Origin of the sequence: Streptomyces sp. NPDC087270, assembly GCF_044744625.1 — a bacterium.
In the GTDB taxonomy this organism is placed as follows: Bacteria; Actinomycetota; Actinomycetes; order Streptomycetales; family Streptomycetaceae; genus Actinacidiphila.
Map to the genome: position 1 here is coordinate 252,180 of NZ_JBIUYR010000015.1, position 16,756 is coordinate 268,935.

Annotated in this window: 11 protein-coding genes; 2 read left to right on the forward strand and 9 right to left on the reverse strand. The window is 72.2% G+C overall.

Annotated elements, in window-relative coordinates:
- Positions 1–109: 109 nt before the first annotated feature.
- Positions 110–4,246: a beta-galactosidase gene (locus ACIPAE_RS27900; protein WP_402448788.1), complete on the forward strand. Its 4,137-nt coding sequence runs from the start codon at positions 110–112 to the stop codon at positions 4,244–4,246.
- Between the two features lie 75 nt (positions 4,247–4,321).
- Here ACIPAE_RS27900 and ACIPAE_RS27905 read toward each other — a convergent pair whose 3' ends face one another.
- The 5 genes from ACIPAE_RS27905 to ACIPAE_RS27925 form a co-directional block, all read right to left on the reverse strand.
- Positions 4,322–5,785, reverse strand: a complete 1,464-nt coding sequence (locus tag ACIPAE_RS27905; protein ID WP_402448749.1) for a cellulose binding domain-containing protein — start codon at positions 5,783–5,785, stop codon at positions 4,322–4,324.
- A 97-nt stretch (positions 5,786–5,882) separates the two neighbouring features.
- The gene (locus ACIPAE_RS27910) at positions 5,883–7,430 is read right to left on the reverse strand and encodes a beta-N-acetylhexosaminidase (protein WP_402448751.1); all 1,548 of its coding nucleotides are present in this window, start codon (positions 7,428–7,430) and stop codon (positions 5,883–5,885) included.
- A 126-nt stretch (positions 7,431–7,556) separates the two neighbouring features.
- Positions 7,557–8,396, reverse strand: coding sequence for a carbohydrate ABC transporter permease (locus ACIPAE_RS27915; protein ID WP_402448754.1), 840 nt, complete (start codon positions 8,394–8,396; stop codon positions 7,557–7,559).
- Positions 8,393–9,277, reverse strand: coding sequence for a sugar ABC transporter permease (locus ACIPAE_RS27920; protein ID WP_329373793.1), 885 nt, complete (start codon positions 9,275–9,277; stop codon positions 8,393–8,395). The genes ACIPAE_RS27915 and ACIPAE_RS27920 overlap by 4 nt, the downstream gene beginning before the upstream one ends.
- A 202-nt stretch (positions 9,278–9,479) precedes the next feature.
- On the reverse strand, positions 9,480–10,757 hold the full coding sequence (locus tag ACIPAE_RS27925; RefSeq protein ID WP_329363635.1) for an extracellular solute-binding protein: 1,278 nt from the start codon (positions 10,755–10,757) through the stop codon (positions 9,480–9,482).
- 252 nt (positions 10,758–11,009) lie between these two features.
- On the opposite strand from ACIPAE_RS27925, the gene ACIPAE_RS27930 reads away from it, so the two are divergent.
- The gene (locus ACIPAE_RS27930) at positions 11,010–11,771 is read left to right on the forward strand and encodes a GntR family transcriptional regulator (protein ID WP_366414327.1); all 762 of its coding nucleotides are present in this window, start codon (positions 11,010–11,012) and stop codon (positions 11,769–11,771) included.
- 45 nt (positions 11,772–11,816) lie between these two features.
- On the opposite strand, the gene ACIPAE_RS27935 is transcribed toward ACIPAE_RS27930, so the two are convergent.
- The 4 genes from ACIPAE_RS27935 to ACIPAE_RS27950 form a co-directional block, all read right to left on the reverse strand.
- A complete protein-coding gene (locus tag ACIPAE_RS27935; protein WP_329363632.1) occupies positions 11,817–12,221 on the reverse strand; it encodes an SAV_915 family protein in 405 nt (134 codons plus the stop codon).
- A 304-nt stretch (positions 12,222–12,525) separates the two neighbouring features.
- Positions 12,526–13,242, reverse strand: coding sequence for a TetR/AcrR family transcriptional regulator (locus ACIPAE_RS27940; protein ID WP_402448759.1), 717 nt, complete (start codon positions 13,240–13,242; stop codon positions 12,526–12,528).
- A gap of 805 nt (positions 13,243–14,047) precedes the next feature.
- On the reverse strand, positions 14,048–15,589 hold the full coding sequence (locus tag ACIPAE_RS27945; protein WP_329363629.1) for an MFS transporter: 1,542 nt from the start codon (positions 15,587–15,589) through the stop codon (positions 14,048–14,050).
- Positions 15,590–15,848: 259 nt separating this feature from the next.
- Positions 15,849–16,541, reverse strand: coding sequence for a LysE family translocator (locus ACIPAE_RS27950; RefSeq protein WP_402448761.1), 693 nt, complete (start codon positions 16,539–16,541; stop codon positions 15,849–15,851).
- Positions 16,542–16,756: the final 215 nt, after the last annotated feature.

The following is a 16,756-nucleotide window of genomic DNA, read 5'->3' on the forward strand; positions in this document are numbered from 1 at the left end:
TGGCCCTTCGGGGAACGTGGAGGTCGCAGTGCGAAGTCATCCGACCGGTGGCGTGTCCGGCAGATCCCAGCGGCGCCGAGGGCGGTGGTGGGCGGGTCTGGCCGCGGCGATGGCGATCGCCCTGTCCGCGGGCACCACCGCACCCGCCATGGCGGCAGGCGCCGCGCACACCGCGGCCGCGAAGACGGCCGACGCGGCCACGACGGACAACGCGGCCAAGGGACACGCCGGTTCGAAGCCCCACACCGTGACCTTCGACGGCTACTCCTTCCTCGTCGACGGCAAGCGCACGTACCTGTGGTCGGGCGAGTTCCACTACTTCCGGCTGCCGAGCCCGGACCTGTGGCTGGACATCTTCCAGAAGATGAAGGCCGCCGGGTTCAACTCCACCTCCCTGTACTTCGACTGGGGCTACCACTCGCCGAAGCAGGGCGTGTACGACTTCACCGGGGTGCGGGACGTCGACAAGCTGCTCGACATGGCCCAGCAGGCCGGCCTGTACGTGATCGCCCGCCCGGCGCCGTACATCAACGCGGAGGTCGACGGCGGCGGTCTGCCCGGGTGGCTGACCACCAAGGAGGAGAAGAACCGCACCGACGACCCGCAGTTCCTGAAGTACTCCGACGAGTGGCTGACCCAGATCGACCGCATCCTCGCCCGCCACCAGCTGACCAACGGCACCGGCACGGTGATCGCGTACCAGGTCGAGAACGAGTACTACAACGGCTCCGCGTCGGCCCGCGCCTACATGAAGCACCTGGAGGACAAGGCCCGCGCCGACGGCATCACCGTGCCGCTCACCGGCAACAACAACGGCACCTTCAACTCCGGTGACGGCGCCCTGGACGTGGACGGTCCGGACTCCTACCCGCAGGGCTTCAACTGCTCCAACCCCACCCAGTGGAACGGCGTCCCCGACCTCAGCTACGACCACCCGGCCGGAAAGCCGCTGTACACCCCGGAGTTCCAGGGCGGCGCCTTCGACCCCTGGGGCGGCCCCGGCTACGACAAGTGCGCCCAGCTGATCAACGACCAGTTCGCCGACGTCTTCTACAAGCAGAACATCGCCGTCGGCGCGACCGCCCAGAGCTTCTACATGACCTACGGCGGCACCAACTGGGGCTGGCTCGGCGAGCCGGAGAACTACACCTCGTACGACTACGGCGCCGCGATCCGCGAGACCCGCCAGCTCGACCCGAAGTACGACGAGGACAAGCTGATCGGGTACTTCACCCAGTCGGTGGCGCCACTGACCAAGACCGACCCGATCAAGGCGTCGCCGCCGGACGACACCGCCGTGGTCGACACCGCCCGGATGAACCCCGACACCAAGACGCAGTTCCACGTGCTGCGGCACGGGAACTCCACCTCCACGGCCACCGACAAGACCCACATCGCGCTGGACTTCAACGCGCAGCCGGTCGCCGACACCAGCTACACCTGGGACGACCCCGACTCCGCGCTGCAGTACTCGGGCAGCTGGTCGCACGTGTCGGGCCAGAGCTACACCACCGGCGACTACAAGGACACCGAGTCGTTCTCCAACACCACCGGTGACTCGGTCACCGTCCCCTTCGACGGGACCGCGGTCCGCTGGATCGGGCCGAAGACCAACAACCACGGCTACGCCGACGTCTACCTCGACGGCACCAAGGTCGCCACGGTGGACGACTCCGGCAGCGAGAACCAGGCGGTGGTCTTCCAGAAGACCGGCCTGACCGCCGGCGCGCACACCCTGAAGATCGTCGTGGACGGCACCCACAGCACGGGCTCCACGGACAACTTCGTCTCCATCGACGCCATCGACGTGCCGACCGCCGCCGACGTCCTGCCGACGTACCCCGTGGTGCCGCAGCAGCCGGGCACCGCGATCACGCTCGACGGCCGCGACTCGCACATCATCGTGGCGAACGACAAGCTCGGCGACTCGCAACTCCAGTACTCCACCTCCGAGATCATGACCACCGCGACCATCGCCGGCCGGGACGTCTCCGTGCTGTACGGGGACGCGGGCAGCGACGGCGAGACCGTGCTGCGGTACACCTCGAAGCCGACCGTGACCAGCACCGGCGGCCAGGTGGCCACGACCTGGGACGCGGCCACCGGCGACCTGCGGCTGAACTACACGCACAAGGGCCTGATCCGGATCAGCATCAGCGGCGGCGGGTCCCGCCCGAGCCTGCTGCTCGTCGGCGACAAGCCGACCGCCGAGACCTTCTGGCGGCAGGACACCGCGACCGGACCGGTCCTGGTGCGCGGCAGCCACCTGCTGCGGACGGCGACCAGCCTGGACGGCGGCCGTACGGTGGCGCTGACCGGCGACAACGGCGACGACAAGGACATCGAGGTGTTCACCTCGGCCGACCACGTCACGTGGAACGGCCGCGCGCTCGACGGCCGTACCGCCGCGGGCTCCGGCTCCGCGGGCCGGACCGGTCAGATCCCCGTCGCCGCCCCGGTGAAGCTCCCGGCGCTGACCAACTGGAAGCACGCCGAGGAGTCCCCGGAGTCGGCCCCCGGCTTCGACGACTCCAGCTGGCAGACGGCCGACAAGTCGACCACCAACAGCTCCTCCGGCGTCAACTCGCTGCCGGTGCTCTACGCCGACGACTACGGCTTCCACACCGGCAACACCTGGTACCGCGGGCGCTTCCGGGCCGGCGACGGCGAGACGGGCATCCACCTGGTCTCGGACTCCGGCGGCGGGGCGCAGGCGTTCTCCGCCTGGCTCAACGGCACCTTCCTCGGCAGCTCGACCACCGGCAGCGCCGACTTCACCTTCCCGGCCGGCGCGGTGAAGCCGACCGGCGACAACGTCATCTCCGTCCTGACGGTGAACATGGGCCACGAGGAGGACTACAACTCCTCCAACGGCAACAAGACCGCGCGCGGCCTGACCAGCGCCTCCCTGATCGGCGCACCGCTCACCCCCGTCACCTGGCGGCTGCAGGGCGTGCGGGGCGGCGAGGACCTGATCGACCCGGTCCGCGGCACCCTGTCGACCGGCGGTCTCTACGGCGAGCGGGCCGGCTGGTCGCTGCCGGGCTACCCGGACGCGAAGTGGGCGAACACCACCCTGCCGGCCACCGACACCCGGCCCGGCGTCTCGTGGTACCGCACCGACGCCAAGCTGAACCTGCCGCACGGCCAGGACACCTCACTCGGCCTGACCTTCACCGACGACCCGTCGCGCAAGTACCGGGCCGAGATCTTCGTGAACGGCTGGCAGGTCGGCAACTACGTCAACTACCTCGGCCCGCAGCACACCTTCCCGGTGCCGAACGGCATCCTGAACCCCGACGGCCACAACTCCATCGCCATCGCGGTGTGGAACCTGGACGGCAAGACCGGCGGGCTCGGCAAGGTCGCGCTGACCGACTACGGCAGCTACGCCTCCTCGCTGAAGGTGGCGCAGAACGACAGCCCCGGCTACAACCCGGTGAAGTACGCGATGCCCGCCGCGCCCGGGGTCACCACCTCCCTGGACGTGCCGAACACCGCCAGGTCCGGGCAGGCGTTCACCGCCACGTCCACGGTGCGGGTGCCGGCCGGGCAGCCGGCGGCCAGTGCGCTGACCGCCTCGCTCGCCCTGCCTGACGGCTGGACCGCGAAGGCGGCCGGCGCCGGGACGGTGGCCCGTCTCCAGCCGGGGAAGTCGGCCACCTTCAGCTGGCAGGTCCAGCCGCCGAGCGGCACTCTCGCCTCCGCCGCGGTGCTCGCCACCACGACGCACTACGTCCAGCGCGGCCGCAAGGCCACCAGCTCCGACGAACGGGTCATCGAGTCGGTCCCGCCGGTCCCGCCGGCCGGGCAGAACGCCGTCAGCGACCTGCCGTTCCTGTCGTCCACCAACGGCTGGGGCCCGGTGGAGCGCGACAGCAGCGTCGGTGAGCAGGCGGCCGGCGACGGCCGGCCGATCAGCATCGACGGCGTCGGCTACGCCAAGGGCCTGGGCACCAACGCGGTGAGCGACGTGCAGCTCTACCTCGCCGGCCAGTGCACCCGCCTCACCGCGCACGTCGGGGTCGACGACGAGACCGGCGGCGGGGGCACCGTCACCTTCTCGGTGATCGCCGACGGCAAGACGCTGGTCACCACCCAGAGCCTCCGCGGCAAGCAGGCGGCCGTGCCGATCGACGTCGACGTCACCGGCGCCCAGGTGGTCGACCTCAAGGTCGGCGACGGCGGCGACGGGAACGGCAACGACCACGGCGACTGGGGGGCGCCGACCCTGACCTGCTCCTAGCGGACACCGGCGGCTCACGGCGGTTCCCCGCGCCCCCCTTCGAGGGTCGGGGCGCGGGGAACCGCCGTTTCCGGCTCAGCTCGCGGGGACCGTGTCCTCGAACGCGGTGCCGTCCCCGCGCAGGCCCGCCACCGCGGACTGCACCTGGGCCGGAGTGAGCACCTGGTCCTTGGTGAAGTACACGTAGTCCACCTGCTCGTCGTAGGAGCGCGGGGTGGAGCCGGTCTGCCCGGCGAGGTCGATCAGCCAGTGGTTGAAGTCGATGAACTGGCCGCCCTCGGGCAGATACGGCTCGCCGTGCTGGGCCACGACCTGGCCGTCGATGAAGTAGGTGATGTACGTGTCGTCGATGGTGATCTGGAGGTCGTGCCAGCCGTCGTAACTGGCGTACTGCTGGCCGTGCGTGTTCACCGCGTTCCAGGGGTCGGGGTTGTACGTCTCCCAGGACGTCTCGTACATGATGTTCTGCGTCTCGCCCCAGCCGCCGTTGGGCAGGTACTCGAAGTCCTGCTCGCTGTAGTCCGGGTCCATCGGCGCCTTGAGCGGGGTGAAGTTGAAGAAGGTCTGGTTGACGTGGTCGCCGTCCGGTCCGCCGGTGGGCGTGTCGTCGAACTTCACCCGGGCCGCGTAGGTGCCGTTCCTGAACTTCTGCGCGGTGGTCTGGATCTCGGTCTCGCGGGTGCCGGCCGCCGTGCCGTCGGTGGTCAGCTTCAGGTCCATCACCGTGTTGCCGGCGCCGCCGGAGCTGTCGGGCACGAAGGTCAGGTCGGCCGGCGACCAGGTGGCCCCGGCCACGCCGGGACCGCCCTGCCCGGACTTCACGGTCCAGCCGTGCTGCTGGACGGCCGGGTCGGAGCTGCTCGGGTAGCTGAAGTCGTCGAAGAGCGTGGGACCGTCGGGCGTGCCGCCGCCACCGGGCGGGGAGGTGGGCGGCGAGGTCGGGGGCGTGGGGTCGTTGCCGTCGGGCGCGGTGCCCCAGACCAGGGCGCCGTCCTGCTGCACGGTGACCTTCGGGGCGTTCGCGTACGAGGTCTGCGTGCCGTCGAAGGAGTAGTCGTCGGACTGGGTGAGGGGCTGCCAGTCCGAGCGGTAGAAGCGCAGTTGGAGGTCGCCGGTGGACTGGCCGGGCGCGAGGGAGCCCGCGCCCGCGGTGAAGCCGATCTCCAGGTAGCGGTCGGCGGTCGCGGTGGGGTGGGCGAGGGTGCCGAAGGTCCCGGTGACGTTCGCGCAGCCCTTCACCGCCCAGGAGCAGGCGAAGCGGTAGGACGCGGTGGGGCTGTCGGAGCTGAAGTAGTACCGCAGCGTGACCTGGCTGAGCGGCACCGACGTGGACCCGCTGTCGGTGACCTCCAGCCACGGTTCCGCCTGGTCGGCGGTGGCCCCGCCCGCGCTCGTACGGTACTGGGCGGTGAGCGTGTCCTGCGCGGCGGAGGCGGGCAGCGCGGTGAGCGCGGCGCAGGCCAGGCCGGCGGCCGAGCACACGGCGAGCGCGGCGCGGAGCCGAAGGGGGAGGCGGAGCGGACGCTTTCTTCCTGACACGGTGGTCCCTTTCCGGTGGTGGGGGGTGATCCCCGGGTGGGGTGGGGTGGGGGAGTCGGAGGTGCGCGGACGAGCCGCCGGACACGGTGCGGCGCTGTCAGGCCGTCGCGGTCCGGGGGCGGTCGAGGGGGCGGTGGCGTACGCCGAGCGCGGCCAGCCGCGCCTGGTGCCCGCGTACCGCGGGGAGGAAGTCGGTGGCCCAGTCGGCGGCCGGGTTCCAGGCCCGGTCGGCGAGCGCGCACAGCCGGGGGAAGGCGAGGTACTCGATGTCGGCGGGCGTCTGCGCGAACTCCGTCCACAACTGCGCCTGGGTGCCGAGCACATGGGCGGCGGCCTCGGGCGGCCAGTCGGCGGGCACCGGGTCGTTGGCGTGCACGGCGCGCAGGTCCACCACCGCGCCGGCCTGGCCGAGCGGCTCGCCGGGCCCGTCGGCCTGCGGGTAGTCCAGGTAGGTGGCGCGGTGCGGCGCCATGACGACGTCCTGGCCGGCCAGCGCGGCGGCGAGGCCGTGGCCGGCGTCCCGCCACGGCATGACGGTGAACTCCGGCGGCAGCGCGCCCGCGGCCCCGGAACCGTCGGCCCAGCACACCGGCCGCCGCCCCGCCGCCAGCAGGAACTCGCCGATCCGGCCGAGGAACCAGCCGTGCAGCGCGGCGGTGCCGGCCAGCCCCGCCTCGGCGGCCCTGGCCCGCGCCCGCGGACTCTCGGCCCACTCCGCGACCGGGCATTCGTCACCGCCGATGTGCACGTAACGCGACGGGAAGACGTCCAGCACCGCGCCGAGCACGCTCCGGCAGAAGTCCAGCACCTCGTCGTGCACCCCGAACACGGCGTCGGACACGCCCCATTCGGTCCACACCTCCAGCGCCCGCCCGGGCACGTTGCCCAGCTCGGGGTAGGCCGCCAGCGCGGCCCGCGCGTGCCCGGGCATCTCGATCTCGGGCATCACCTCGACCCCGCGCGCGGCCGCGTACGCCACCAACTCCCGCAGTTCCGCGGCGGTGTACGCGCCGGCGTGCGGCTCGTCGTCGTACCGTCCGCTGCCCGCGCGGCCGCGCATCGACCGGGACCGTACCCCGCCGACCTCGGTCAGCCGGGGGTAGCCGGGCACCGGCATCCGCCAGCCCTGGTCGTCGGTGAGGTGCAGGTGCAGCACGTTCAGCTTGTGCAGCGCGAGCAGGTCGACGAACCGCCGCAGGTAGCGGACGGGTTGGAAGTGCCGGGCCACGTCGAGCAGGACGCCGCGCCAGCGGTGCCGGGGCACGTCGGTGATCTGGACCCCCGGGAGCCACCAGGCCATGCCGGGCACCGGACGCTCCGACAGCGCCTCGGGCGGCAGGAGTTGGCGGATGGTCTGCACGCCGCGGAGCAGCCCCTCGCCGGTCGCCGCGCGCAGCAGCACCGCGTCCGGGCCGACGGTCAGGCCGTAGCCCTCGGTGCCGAGGCCGCCGAGCAGCGGGTCGACGGCGAGCACCACGCTCCCGCTCGGCGAGTCGCGCAGCGGCAGCCCGGTGGCGGGCCGCAGCAGGGTGCGCAGCAGCCGGGCGGCGGGCCGCGCGGCGCCCTCGGCGCGTACGGCGGTGGCCGGGTCGAAGGTGAACCGGCCGGGGATGCGGACGGCGTGGGTGGGGTGCGGGATGATCACGGCGGGGCCTCCAGGGGTGGGAGCGGGCCGGTGGCGGGCGGAGCCCGTACGGTGCGAGGCGGTACGGCGGGGGTGCCCGGCGGTGCGGCGGGGGTACGGGGGCCGTGCGGTGCCGCTTCGGGCGGGTCAGCCCTTGACGGCTCCGGCGGTCATCCCGGTGGTGACCCGGTTCTGGAGCAGCAGGAACACCGCCAGGACCGGCAGCATGAACAGGCACGACGCGGCCATCGTGGCGCCCCAGTCGGTGCCGAAGACGTTGCTGAAGGACGACAGCCACACCGGCAGGGTGCGGGCGCTCTGGTTCTTGATGATCAGCGTGTTGGCGAAGGCGAACTCGTTCCAGGCGGTGATGAATCCGAACAGGGACGTCGACAGCAGCCCCGGCGCCAGCAGCGGGAAGGTCACCCGGCGGAACGCCTGCGGCCGGGTGCAGCCGTCGACCTGGGCGGCCTCCTCCAACTCCGCCGGGATCGCGGCGAGGAAGCCGCGCAGCGTCACGATCGTGAACGGCAGCGTCGTCATGAAGTAGACGAGGGTGAGCATCGACAGCCGGTCGAGCATGCCGGTGTCCCGCGCGATGATGTACATCGGGATCAGCAGCGCCTCCCAGGGCGCCATCTGCGCGGTGAACACCAGCAGCAGGAACGCCCGCCGGCCGCGCCAGCGCATCCTCGCGACCGCGAAGGCCGCGAGGAGCGCCACCACCAGGGCCATCAGCACCGCGCCGAGCGTGACGACGAGGCTGTTGCGCCAGTATCCGGCGAAGCCGTCGGCGCGTACCGCGGTGCGGAAGTGCGCGAGGGTGGGGTGCAGCGGGAAGAACGTCGGGTCGGCGCCCTCGATGGCGGCGGTCGGCTCGAACGCGGTGACCGCCATCCAGTAGACGGGGAACGCGGACAGCACCAGGACCAGCAGGGCGGCGGCGTTGAGCGGCAGCCGGCGCAGTCCGCGGCGGGCGGCGGTCATGCGGTGCCCTCCTTTCCTTCCTGGCGGAACATCCGGCGCAGGTTGAACACCAGCGCGGCGAGCAGGATCAGCACGGTCAGCGTGGAGACCGCCGACCCGAGGTCGTACTTGTGGAAGGACTGCGCGATCTGGAACGCGTACACCGGCAGGGTGGTGGTGGCGCCGTCCGGGCCGCCCTGGCCGATCACCCAGATCTGGGTGAAGCACTTGAAGCACCAGATCACTTCGAGCGAGGTGACCAGGGCGAACAGCGGGCGCAGCATCGGGAAGGTGACCAGCCGGAAGGTCTGCCAGGGCCCGGCGCCGTCGATCCGCGCCGATTCGTACAACTCGGCCGGGATCGTGGTCAGTCCGCCGTAGAGGGTCAGCGCGGCGAACGGCACCGACTGCCACACCACCAGGGTGACCAGGATCGCGAAGGTGGCGCCGCCGTGCGCGAACCAGGTGTAGTCGCGGTAGGAGGTGAAACCCAGCTTTACCAGTGCCCAGTTGACCACTCCGAACCGGGACTGGAAGAGCCACTGGAAGACCGTGGTGGCGGCGATCACCGGGGTGGCCCAGGCCAGCACCAGCGAGCTCATCACCGGCAGCCGCAGCCGTCGGCCGAGCCGGACCAGCAGCAGCGCGACCAGCGTCCCGATCAGCATGATCAGCACGACGTTGAGCGCCGTCCACCACACGGTGCGGCGCACCACCGTCCAGAACTCCGGGTCGGTCAGCGCCTCGCGGTAGTTGGCCAGGCCGACGAACGAGGCCCCGCCGTTGATGAGTTCGGCCAGCCGGTAGTGCTGGAAGGACATCACGGTGTTGCGGACCACCGGGTAGACCAGCAGGAAGGCCGCGCCCACCACGGTGGGGGAGACCAGGAGGTAGGGCCACAGGGCGGCGAGCGCGCGGCGCGGCCCCGAGCGCGGGCGGGGGTTCCCGGGGGTGGTCCCGGACGGGTGGCGGGCGAAGCGGCCGCGGCGGCCAGGGCGGCCGGACGGCGGGCCGCCGGGGCCGCCTCGCGGGTCGGCCGAGTCCTGCCCGGCGGCGGTGGGTGCGGTGAGCACGGCGGTCTCCTGGGTGATCCGGGGCGGTCGGTCAGGACGAGGTGTTGAGCGCCTTGGCGATGGCCTCCGACGCGGTCCTGCCCGCCTTCGCCGGGTCGGCGCCGGTGAGCACCTGGGTGAGGTACTGCTTGATCGGGTTGTCCGCCTCGACCGCCGCCCAGTTGGGGGAGTTGGGGGTGGCGTGCCCGTCGGCCGCGCCGGCCGCCATCGCGGAGGCGCCCGGGTCGCCCTTCAACACCCCTGCCAGCGAGGTGCGGTTGGGGACGTAGCTCATGGCCTTGGCGATGCGCGTCTGCCACGTGGTGCCCGCCAGCGCCTTGACCACCTGGTAGGCCATCGCCTGGTGCCGGGACGCCTGCGGGATGACCAGGTCGGAGCCGCCGGTGAAGACCGCGCCTGGCCGGTCCGCGGTCTTGCCGGGGATCGGGAAGAAGCCGAGCTTCCCCTTGAGCGCGGGGTCGGCCTCCGTGATGGCGGCGGCGCCGCCCGGGGTGGAGATGATCTGCGCGACGTCGCCCTTGGCGAAGACGTTCGCCTGGAGCGGCTTGGCCTCGTCGGAGTCCTTCGGGCCCTGGCCGAGCGCCTGGAGCTGCCGGTAGAAGGCCGCCGCGGCCCGCGCCTGCGGGGTGTCCAGGCCGCCGCTCCAGGTCCCGCCGCTCTTGGTGGCGAGGTCGCCGCCCTCGTCCCACAGGAAGCCGGCGTAGGTGTACCAGGACTGCCCCGGCAGGTAGATGCCCTGGTTTCCGCCGGTGTCGAGCTTCGTGGTGTCGGTGATCCACTCGGCGCGGGTCTTGGGCGGCGCGGTGATGCCGGCCTTGGCGAAGAGGTCCTTGTTGTAGATCACCACGCGGTTGGCGGCGTACCACGGGATGCCGTACTGCTTGCCGTCGATCCTCCCGGGCTCGGCGAGGCCGGGTATCCAGTCCGAGCCGTGCAGGTCGGCGACCTTGCCGGTGAGGTCGTCCACGCCGCCGCTGGCCGCGTACTGGGCGACCTGGGTGTTGCCCACCTCGATCACGTCGGGGGCGTCGTTGCCGGCCAGCGCGCTGACGATCTTCGCGCCGATGCCGTCCCACTCCTGGATCTGGAGGTCGAGGGTGGTGCCGGGGTGGGCCTTCTCGAAGTCCGCGGTGAACGCCTTGAGCACCGGGGCGGCCACGCTGTCGCGCATGATCCACACGGTGAGCCGGGCCGGTCCGGCGTCGTCGCCGGAGCCCGATCCGGAGGAGGAGCCGCACGCGGTGAGACCGGTGAGGCCACTGATGCTGATGAGGAGCGCCGCGGCGCCGGGAAGCAGTCTGGATCTCACGGAGTAGTCACCTCAGAGGAAGCGGTGGAACTTACCACTGGTCAACTGGTCTGGTGTTGACGGAGAAGGTGGCATAGACCACTGGTGACGTCAAGAGGTCGCGAGAAAGCCGTAAGAGGGCTCGTATACGGCCGAAGATCAGGTGTTCTCACCCTCCTCGCGCGATACCGACGGGGCCCGACCGCACTGGCGTACTGGTCAACATCTGGATAACCTCCCCTTGACAAGTACTTCGGGGAAAGGGCACCGCACATGGCCAGCGAGCCGCCGCGCCTGGCGCTGAAACGCGAACGGGTCCGTGACTACCTCATGGAACTCGTCGAGTCCCGCGCCCCCGGTGACCCGATCCCCTCCGAACGCACGTTGTGCGACCGACTCGGCGTCTCCCGGCCGACGTTGCGCTCGGCCGTCGACGAACTCGTCACCAACGGGCTGCTGCTGCGCGAGCACGGCCGGGGCATGTTCGTCGCCCGCGCGAAGATCACCCAGGAACTCGCCCAGGACCACGACGTGTTGCGCCTGCCGCAGGCGTCCGGCACCTGGACCAGCCGGGTACTGGAGTTCGCCACCGTGCGGGCCGGCGCCCGCGTCGGCCGCAAGCTCCACCTGTCACCCGCCGCCGACGTCGTCTACATCGCCCGGCTCCGGCTGGTGGACGGGGAGCCGATGGCCATCGAGTACCTGCACGTCCCGGCCGCCCTCGTACCCGGGCTGGCCCCCGCCGACATGGAGTCCGGCGACTTCTACGACACGCTGCGCGACCAGCACGGGGTGCGGGTGCACGAGGCGGTCCAGTCCATCGAGCCCACGGTCACCAACGAGGAGGAGGCGCATCTGATCGGCGTGCCGGTGCTCTCGCCCGCGCTGCTCTTCGAACGCCTCACCCACGACGAGACGGGGCGCCCCGTCGAGTACGTCCACTCCGTCTACCGCGGCGACCGCTACCGGATCGTCTCGCGGCTGACCCTGTCGCACTCGGCCGCCGCGTGGCGGTACACCGGGCCGCCGGGATAGCGGGGGGCGGTCCGGGGGTGGGCGCGGGTCGGCCGGGGCCGCGGGTCAGGCAGGGGGAACGGGGAGGGCGCCGCGGGACGGGCGGGCGGCGCGCGGCTCGGTGGTGCGGGTGGGGGCCGGGGCGGGGGCCTCGGGCGCGCCCCAGGAGGCCGGCGGCCGGGCGGTGAGCACCGGGTCGATCGTCACGTGCCGCGCCCCGAGCGGCTCGGCGAGCCGCCGCAACGCGGACTCCGAGAGCCGAATCCACGGCTGGGTCGGCCCGAGCACGGACCGCAGCCGCCGGTCGGTGGTGAAGGCGACCGCCGTACGCGTGCCGAAGGGCGTGCGCCACAGCCGCACGATGTCGCCGGCGGGCCCGCGCCGCACCGGGACGTAGAGCGCTCGGCCGGCCGCCCCGTCGGACTCATCGGCGACACCGGCGACGGACGGCTGGTGCTGGCTCACGTGCATGTCCTTACGGTAACCCGCCGCCGTCCCCTCGTCCGCGCCGGTCCTGGCATCCCGCACCGCCCCGCGGCGGGGCCGGTGGCTGTCCGGGCCGTAACGCCGGCCGGATTCGCCCACGGCCCATGACCAGGCCAGGCGCCCCGGACGGCCGCCGCCCGCCGGACACCCGATCCGCCGCTGCCGCCCGAACGAGTGAAGCCCGCGCCGATCCGGCGGCCGGCCCGGACGTGCTCAACGTCACTGCCCGATGTACGGCCCGGCGGCCCCTCAGGGCGGACCCGGGGGCGGAGGAACGGTCCGGACGGCGTCAGGCGCGGGTGTCCGACACCGCCGCGAGACCGGTCAGGTATCCGTGCAGCACCGTCTTGAACTCCTGTGCCAGCCTGGCCTGTTCGCACGCGGTCGCGCCATCGAGCGCCGGCAGGATGGCCTTGGCGATGTGCACCACGACCGTGGCGGAGCGCTGCCGGTTGGCGGGGGTGAGGTGGGGCGCGGCGGCGCCGACCACCGCCTCCATGACCTGCTGCGCGCCCGTGTTGAGGGAGGCGACGCTCCTGGCCGGCGGCGCGGTTCCGGCGAAGAGGGGCCGGAAGGCGGGGCTCGCCTGGCTGAACGCGAGCATCGGGTCGACCATCCGGTCCACCAGTTCGCCGATCGGCATCCCGTCGAGCGCGGGGTCCCGCAGGAAGCCGAAGACGGCGCGGAGTTGGGCGGCGCAGCGCTCCGCGAGGGCCCGCGCCATCGCCTCCTTGTTGGGGAAGAACTGGTAGAGGGTGCCGGGGGAGGCGCCGGCGCGGGCGGCGATGCTGTTGGTCGTCGCGGACTCGTAGCCGACCTCGGCGAACTCCTCGGCCGCGGCGTCCAGGAGCTGGGCGATGCGCTTCTCGCCGCGGGCCAGCCGTCTCTTCGGCGCGGGGCCGGTGCCGCCGGTCGCGGTGCCGGCGGTGTGGTCGGCGGCGGTGTCGGCAGCAGTGGAGCGGCCGGCCGTGGTGGCGGCCTGGGCGTCCGGTGGTGTGCGCGGCATTCACATCTCCCGGGTGCGGACCGCGGCCGGTCGTCCGTGCCCGCCTGCCCGGGAGCTGTCCCGGGGACGGACCGGCCGACCGCCGCGCGGGTCACGGCGGCCCTGCCAGCGTAACGCGCCGGGCCCAACGAGCATGGTCCGAAAGGTGATTGACAGCGGTGGGGCGCACTCATACGCTGACGCCGTTACGAGTGAAGACTCGTAAGTGGAGTGGTCGCACCGCGGGCACGGCCCGCCCGGGAGTGCGGCCGAGCGGTCCCCCGGGCCGCGTGGCGCCGTCGCACCCCGTACGTGGCGGCCCCGGACCCGGATGTGGCGGGCGCCTGCTCCGCGCCGAGCCGTCGGGATCGCTCACCCGGCCCCGTCCCACGCCTCCCCGCGAGGCGAGGGCGGGGCCGTACCCGTGTCGGCGGGCCGGACCCGGAGCATCCGTAGGCGAAACGGCGCCAGTTGCGGTGTCTCGTCAGGGTCGCCGAGGAACCGCGCTTCGGGCGGCCCGCACACGCCACCGCCCCGTCGGCGCGCACGGGGGCGGCGCGCCGACGGGGCGGTGGTGGTGTCCAGAGGGCTTGGTGACCGGGTGTCCCGTCCCCACGATGACCCGGTGACCAGCCCCCTGGAGCCCCGGCCGCGTTCCGCTCGGTTCGCGTCGGGGAGTCGGAGGTGCTGATCGGACGGTGCTGACCAGATGGTGCTGCCGGACGTTCCGGAGGCCCGGAAGACGCGGCTCGATGTTTGCGGGGGTAAGGGGCGTGTACCTGGGTGCGGGCCCCTTACCCCGCGCGCGGCTCCGACCGAGCCGGACCTACATGTGCACGGCCTTCGGCTCGCCCTCGGGCGCCAGCTCCGGGCGTCCGCTGCGGAACATCACCGCCGCGATCACGGTGCCGACCGCGAAGAACGCGGCGGACCACCAGTACGCGGTGGAGTAGCTGTGCAGTTGGGCGTGTGCGGCCACCAGCTTGCTCGGCGGGTTGGAGGTCGCGTGGTGGGTGATGTAGCTGGTCGCGGCGCTCGCGGCCAGCGTGTTGAGCAGCGCGGTGCCGATCGAACCGCCGACCTGCTGCATGGTGTTGACGGCGGCGGAGGCGACACCCGCGTCGTCGGCCCGCACACCCGCGGTGGCCACGCTCATCACGGTCGGCATCACCAGGCCGAGGCCCAGGCCGATCACGATCAGCGGCGGCAGCACGTTCGCCGCGTAGGTGCTGTTCAGGTCGAGCGTGGTCAGCCAGGCCATGCCGACGGCGGCCATGCCCATGCCCACCGGCACGATCGGCCGGGGGCCGAACCTCGGCAGCAGGTTGTTCGTCGCGAGCTGCGCGGAGACCATCAGCGACGCGATCATCGGCAGGAAGGCCAGGCCGGTCTTCACCGGGTTGTAGAGCAGCGACAGCTGGAGGTAGTAGGTCAGGAACAGGAAGACACCGAACATGCCGATGCCGGAGATCCCGAGGATCGCGAACGACGCGCCGCGGTTGCGGTCGAGCAGCACGCGCAGCGGCAGCAGCGGGTGCGCGGTGCGGCCCTGCCACCAGCCGAACGCGGCCACCAGTACCACGCCCAGCAGCAGGAAGCCCCAGGTCAGCGGGGAGCCCCAGTCGTGGCTGTCGGCGTTCGAGAAGCCGTAGACGACGCTGAACAGACCGGTGGTGACCAGGATGGTGCCGGGGACGTCCAGCCGGGGCCGGACCGCCGGGGCGCCCTTGCGGAGGAACGCCATGCCGCCGACGAAGGCGATGACGGCGAAGATCAGGTTGACGTACAGGGTCCAGCGCCAGCTCAGGTGCTCGGTGAGCACGCCGCCGAGCAGCAGGCCGATGCCGCCGCCGGCGCCGGCGATGGCGCCGTAGATGCCGAACGCCTTGGCGCGTTCCTTGGCGTCGGTGAACGTGGTGTTCAGCAGGGACAGCGCGGCCGGCGCGAGCATCGCGCCGAACAGGCCCTGCAGGGCGCGGCCGCTGACGAGCACCGCGAAGTTCGGGGCGGCGCCGGCCAGCGCGGAGGCGACGGCGAAGCCGACGACGCCGATCAGGAAGACCACCTTGCGGCCGACCAGGTCGGCGAGCCGCCCGCCGAGCAGCAGCAGGCTGCCGAACGCGAGCGAGTAGGCGGTGACGATCCACTGCCGGTTGCCGTCGCTGAAGCCGAGCGCGTGCTGAGCGGAGGGGAGTGCGATGTTCACCACGGTGGCGTCGAGCACGACCATGAGCTGGGCGATGGCGATCACCGCGAGCACCCACCAGCGGTGGGAGGGATGCTCCTCAGGGGCCTGCTTGTCCAGCGCTACCGGGCTGGCCGGTGCCGAATCGCCGACGTTCACGTCGGGCGCGGACTGAGTCGACATATTCGTGACTCCTGGAAGTGGGACGGGCGGCGAACCGCTGGGAAGAACGAAACCGTTTCGTACTCTGTCGTATGGATCGACCGTACGACTCGTCATATCGAAACGCAAACGTTTCGCTGCCCTCGGCGATGTGCGACTGCTCACAGGTCAGCGGCTCAACCCGAGTGCCGCCCGGGGGCGTCCTTCCATCAGCCTGTCAGCGCGCTGTGTGCCCCAGGAGCGCGCCCCCCTCTTCCTCAGGAGGTGCTCGACACGGTGCCTACGTGTCCGCGCGGCCGGTCACCGCGACCGCCACGCCCAGTCCGATCATCGCGAGGCCGCCGGTGCCGCCGATGGCCGCCATCCGGCGCGGCGAGCGGGCGAACCAGGTGCGGGCCGCCGACGCGGTCAGCGCCCACACGCTGTCGCAGACCAGGGCGATCACGGTGAAGACCAGGCCGAGCAGCAGCATCTGCTGGTGCACCCCGCCCGCGTTCCGGTCCACGAACTGGGGGAGCACGGCGGCGAAGAAGATGCAGGTCTTCGGGTTGGTCACGCCCACGACGAAGCCTTCCCACAGGGTGCGGGCGTCGCTACGGGTGCGCGGCGCCGCCGCGGTTCCGGTCTGTACGGTTCCGGTTTGCGCGGCTTCCTCCGCTCCCGGTACGGCGGTCGCCGTCGACAGGTCCGCGCGGTGGCGCCATGCCTTCACGCCCAGGAAGACCAGGTAGACCGCGCCCACGAGTTTCACTGTCGTGAACACCGCGGCCGAGGTGGCCATCACCTCACCCAAGCCCAGGGAGACGGCTGCCGCCAGCAGGTACGCGCCGATCGCGTTCCCCAGGACGCTGCCCAACGCGGTCCGGCGGCCGTGCGCCAGCGCCCGGCCCAGGACGAACAGCACGCTGGGGCCCGGGATCAGCACCAGCACCAGCGATATTCCGGCGAAGCCGAGCAGACGGTCGACCGACACGGTAACTCCTTTCAACGGGAGGGGGGTTCCGCGTGAGCGTAAGCCGCCCGAGGGTGCCCCGTCCCCGGAGTTTCGAGTGTCCGTCCGTGCGGGCCCCTGCGGGGTGGCTGCCCCGTCCCATCCGCGGGCCCCTGCGGGGTGGCTGCCCCGTCCCGTCCGCGGGCCGGTGGCCTGCTTGTCGCGCAGTTCCCCGCGCCCCTGGGTGGGTGCCCCTT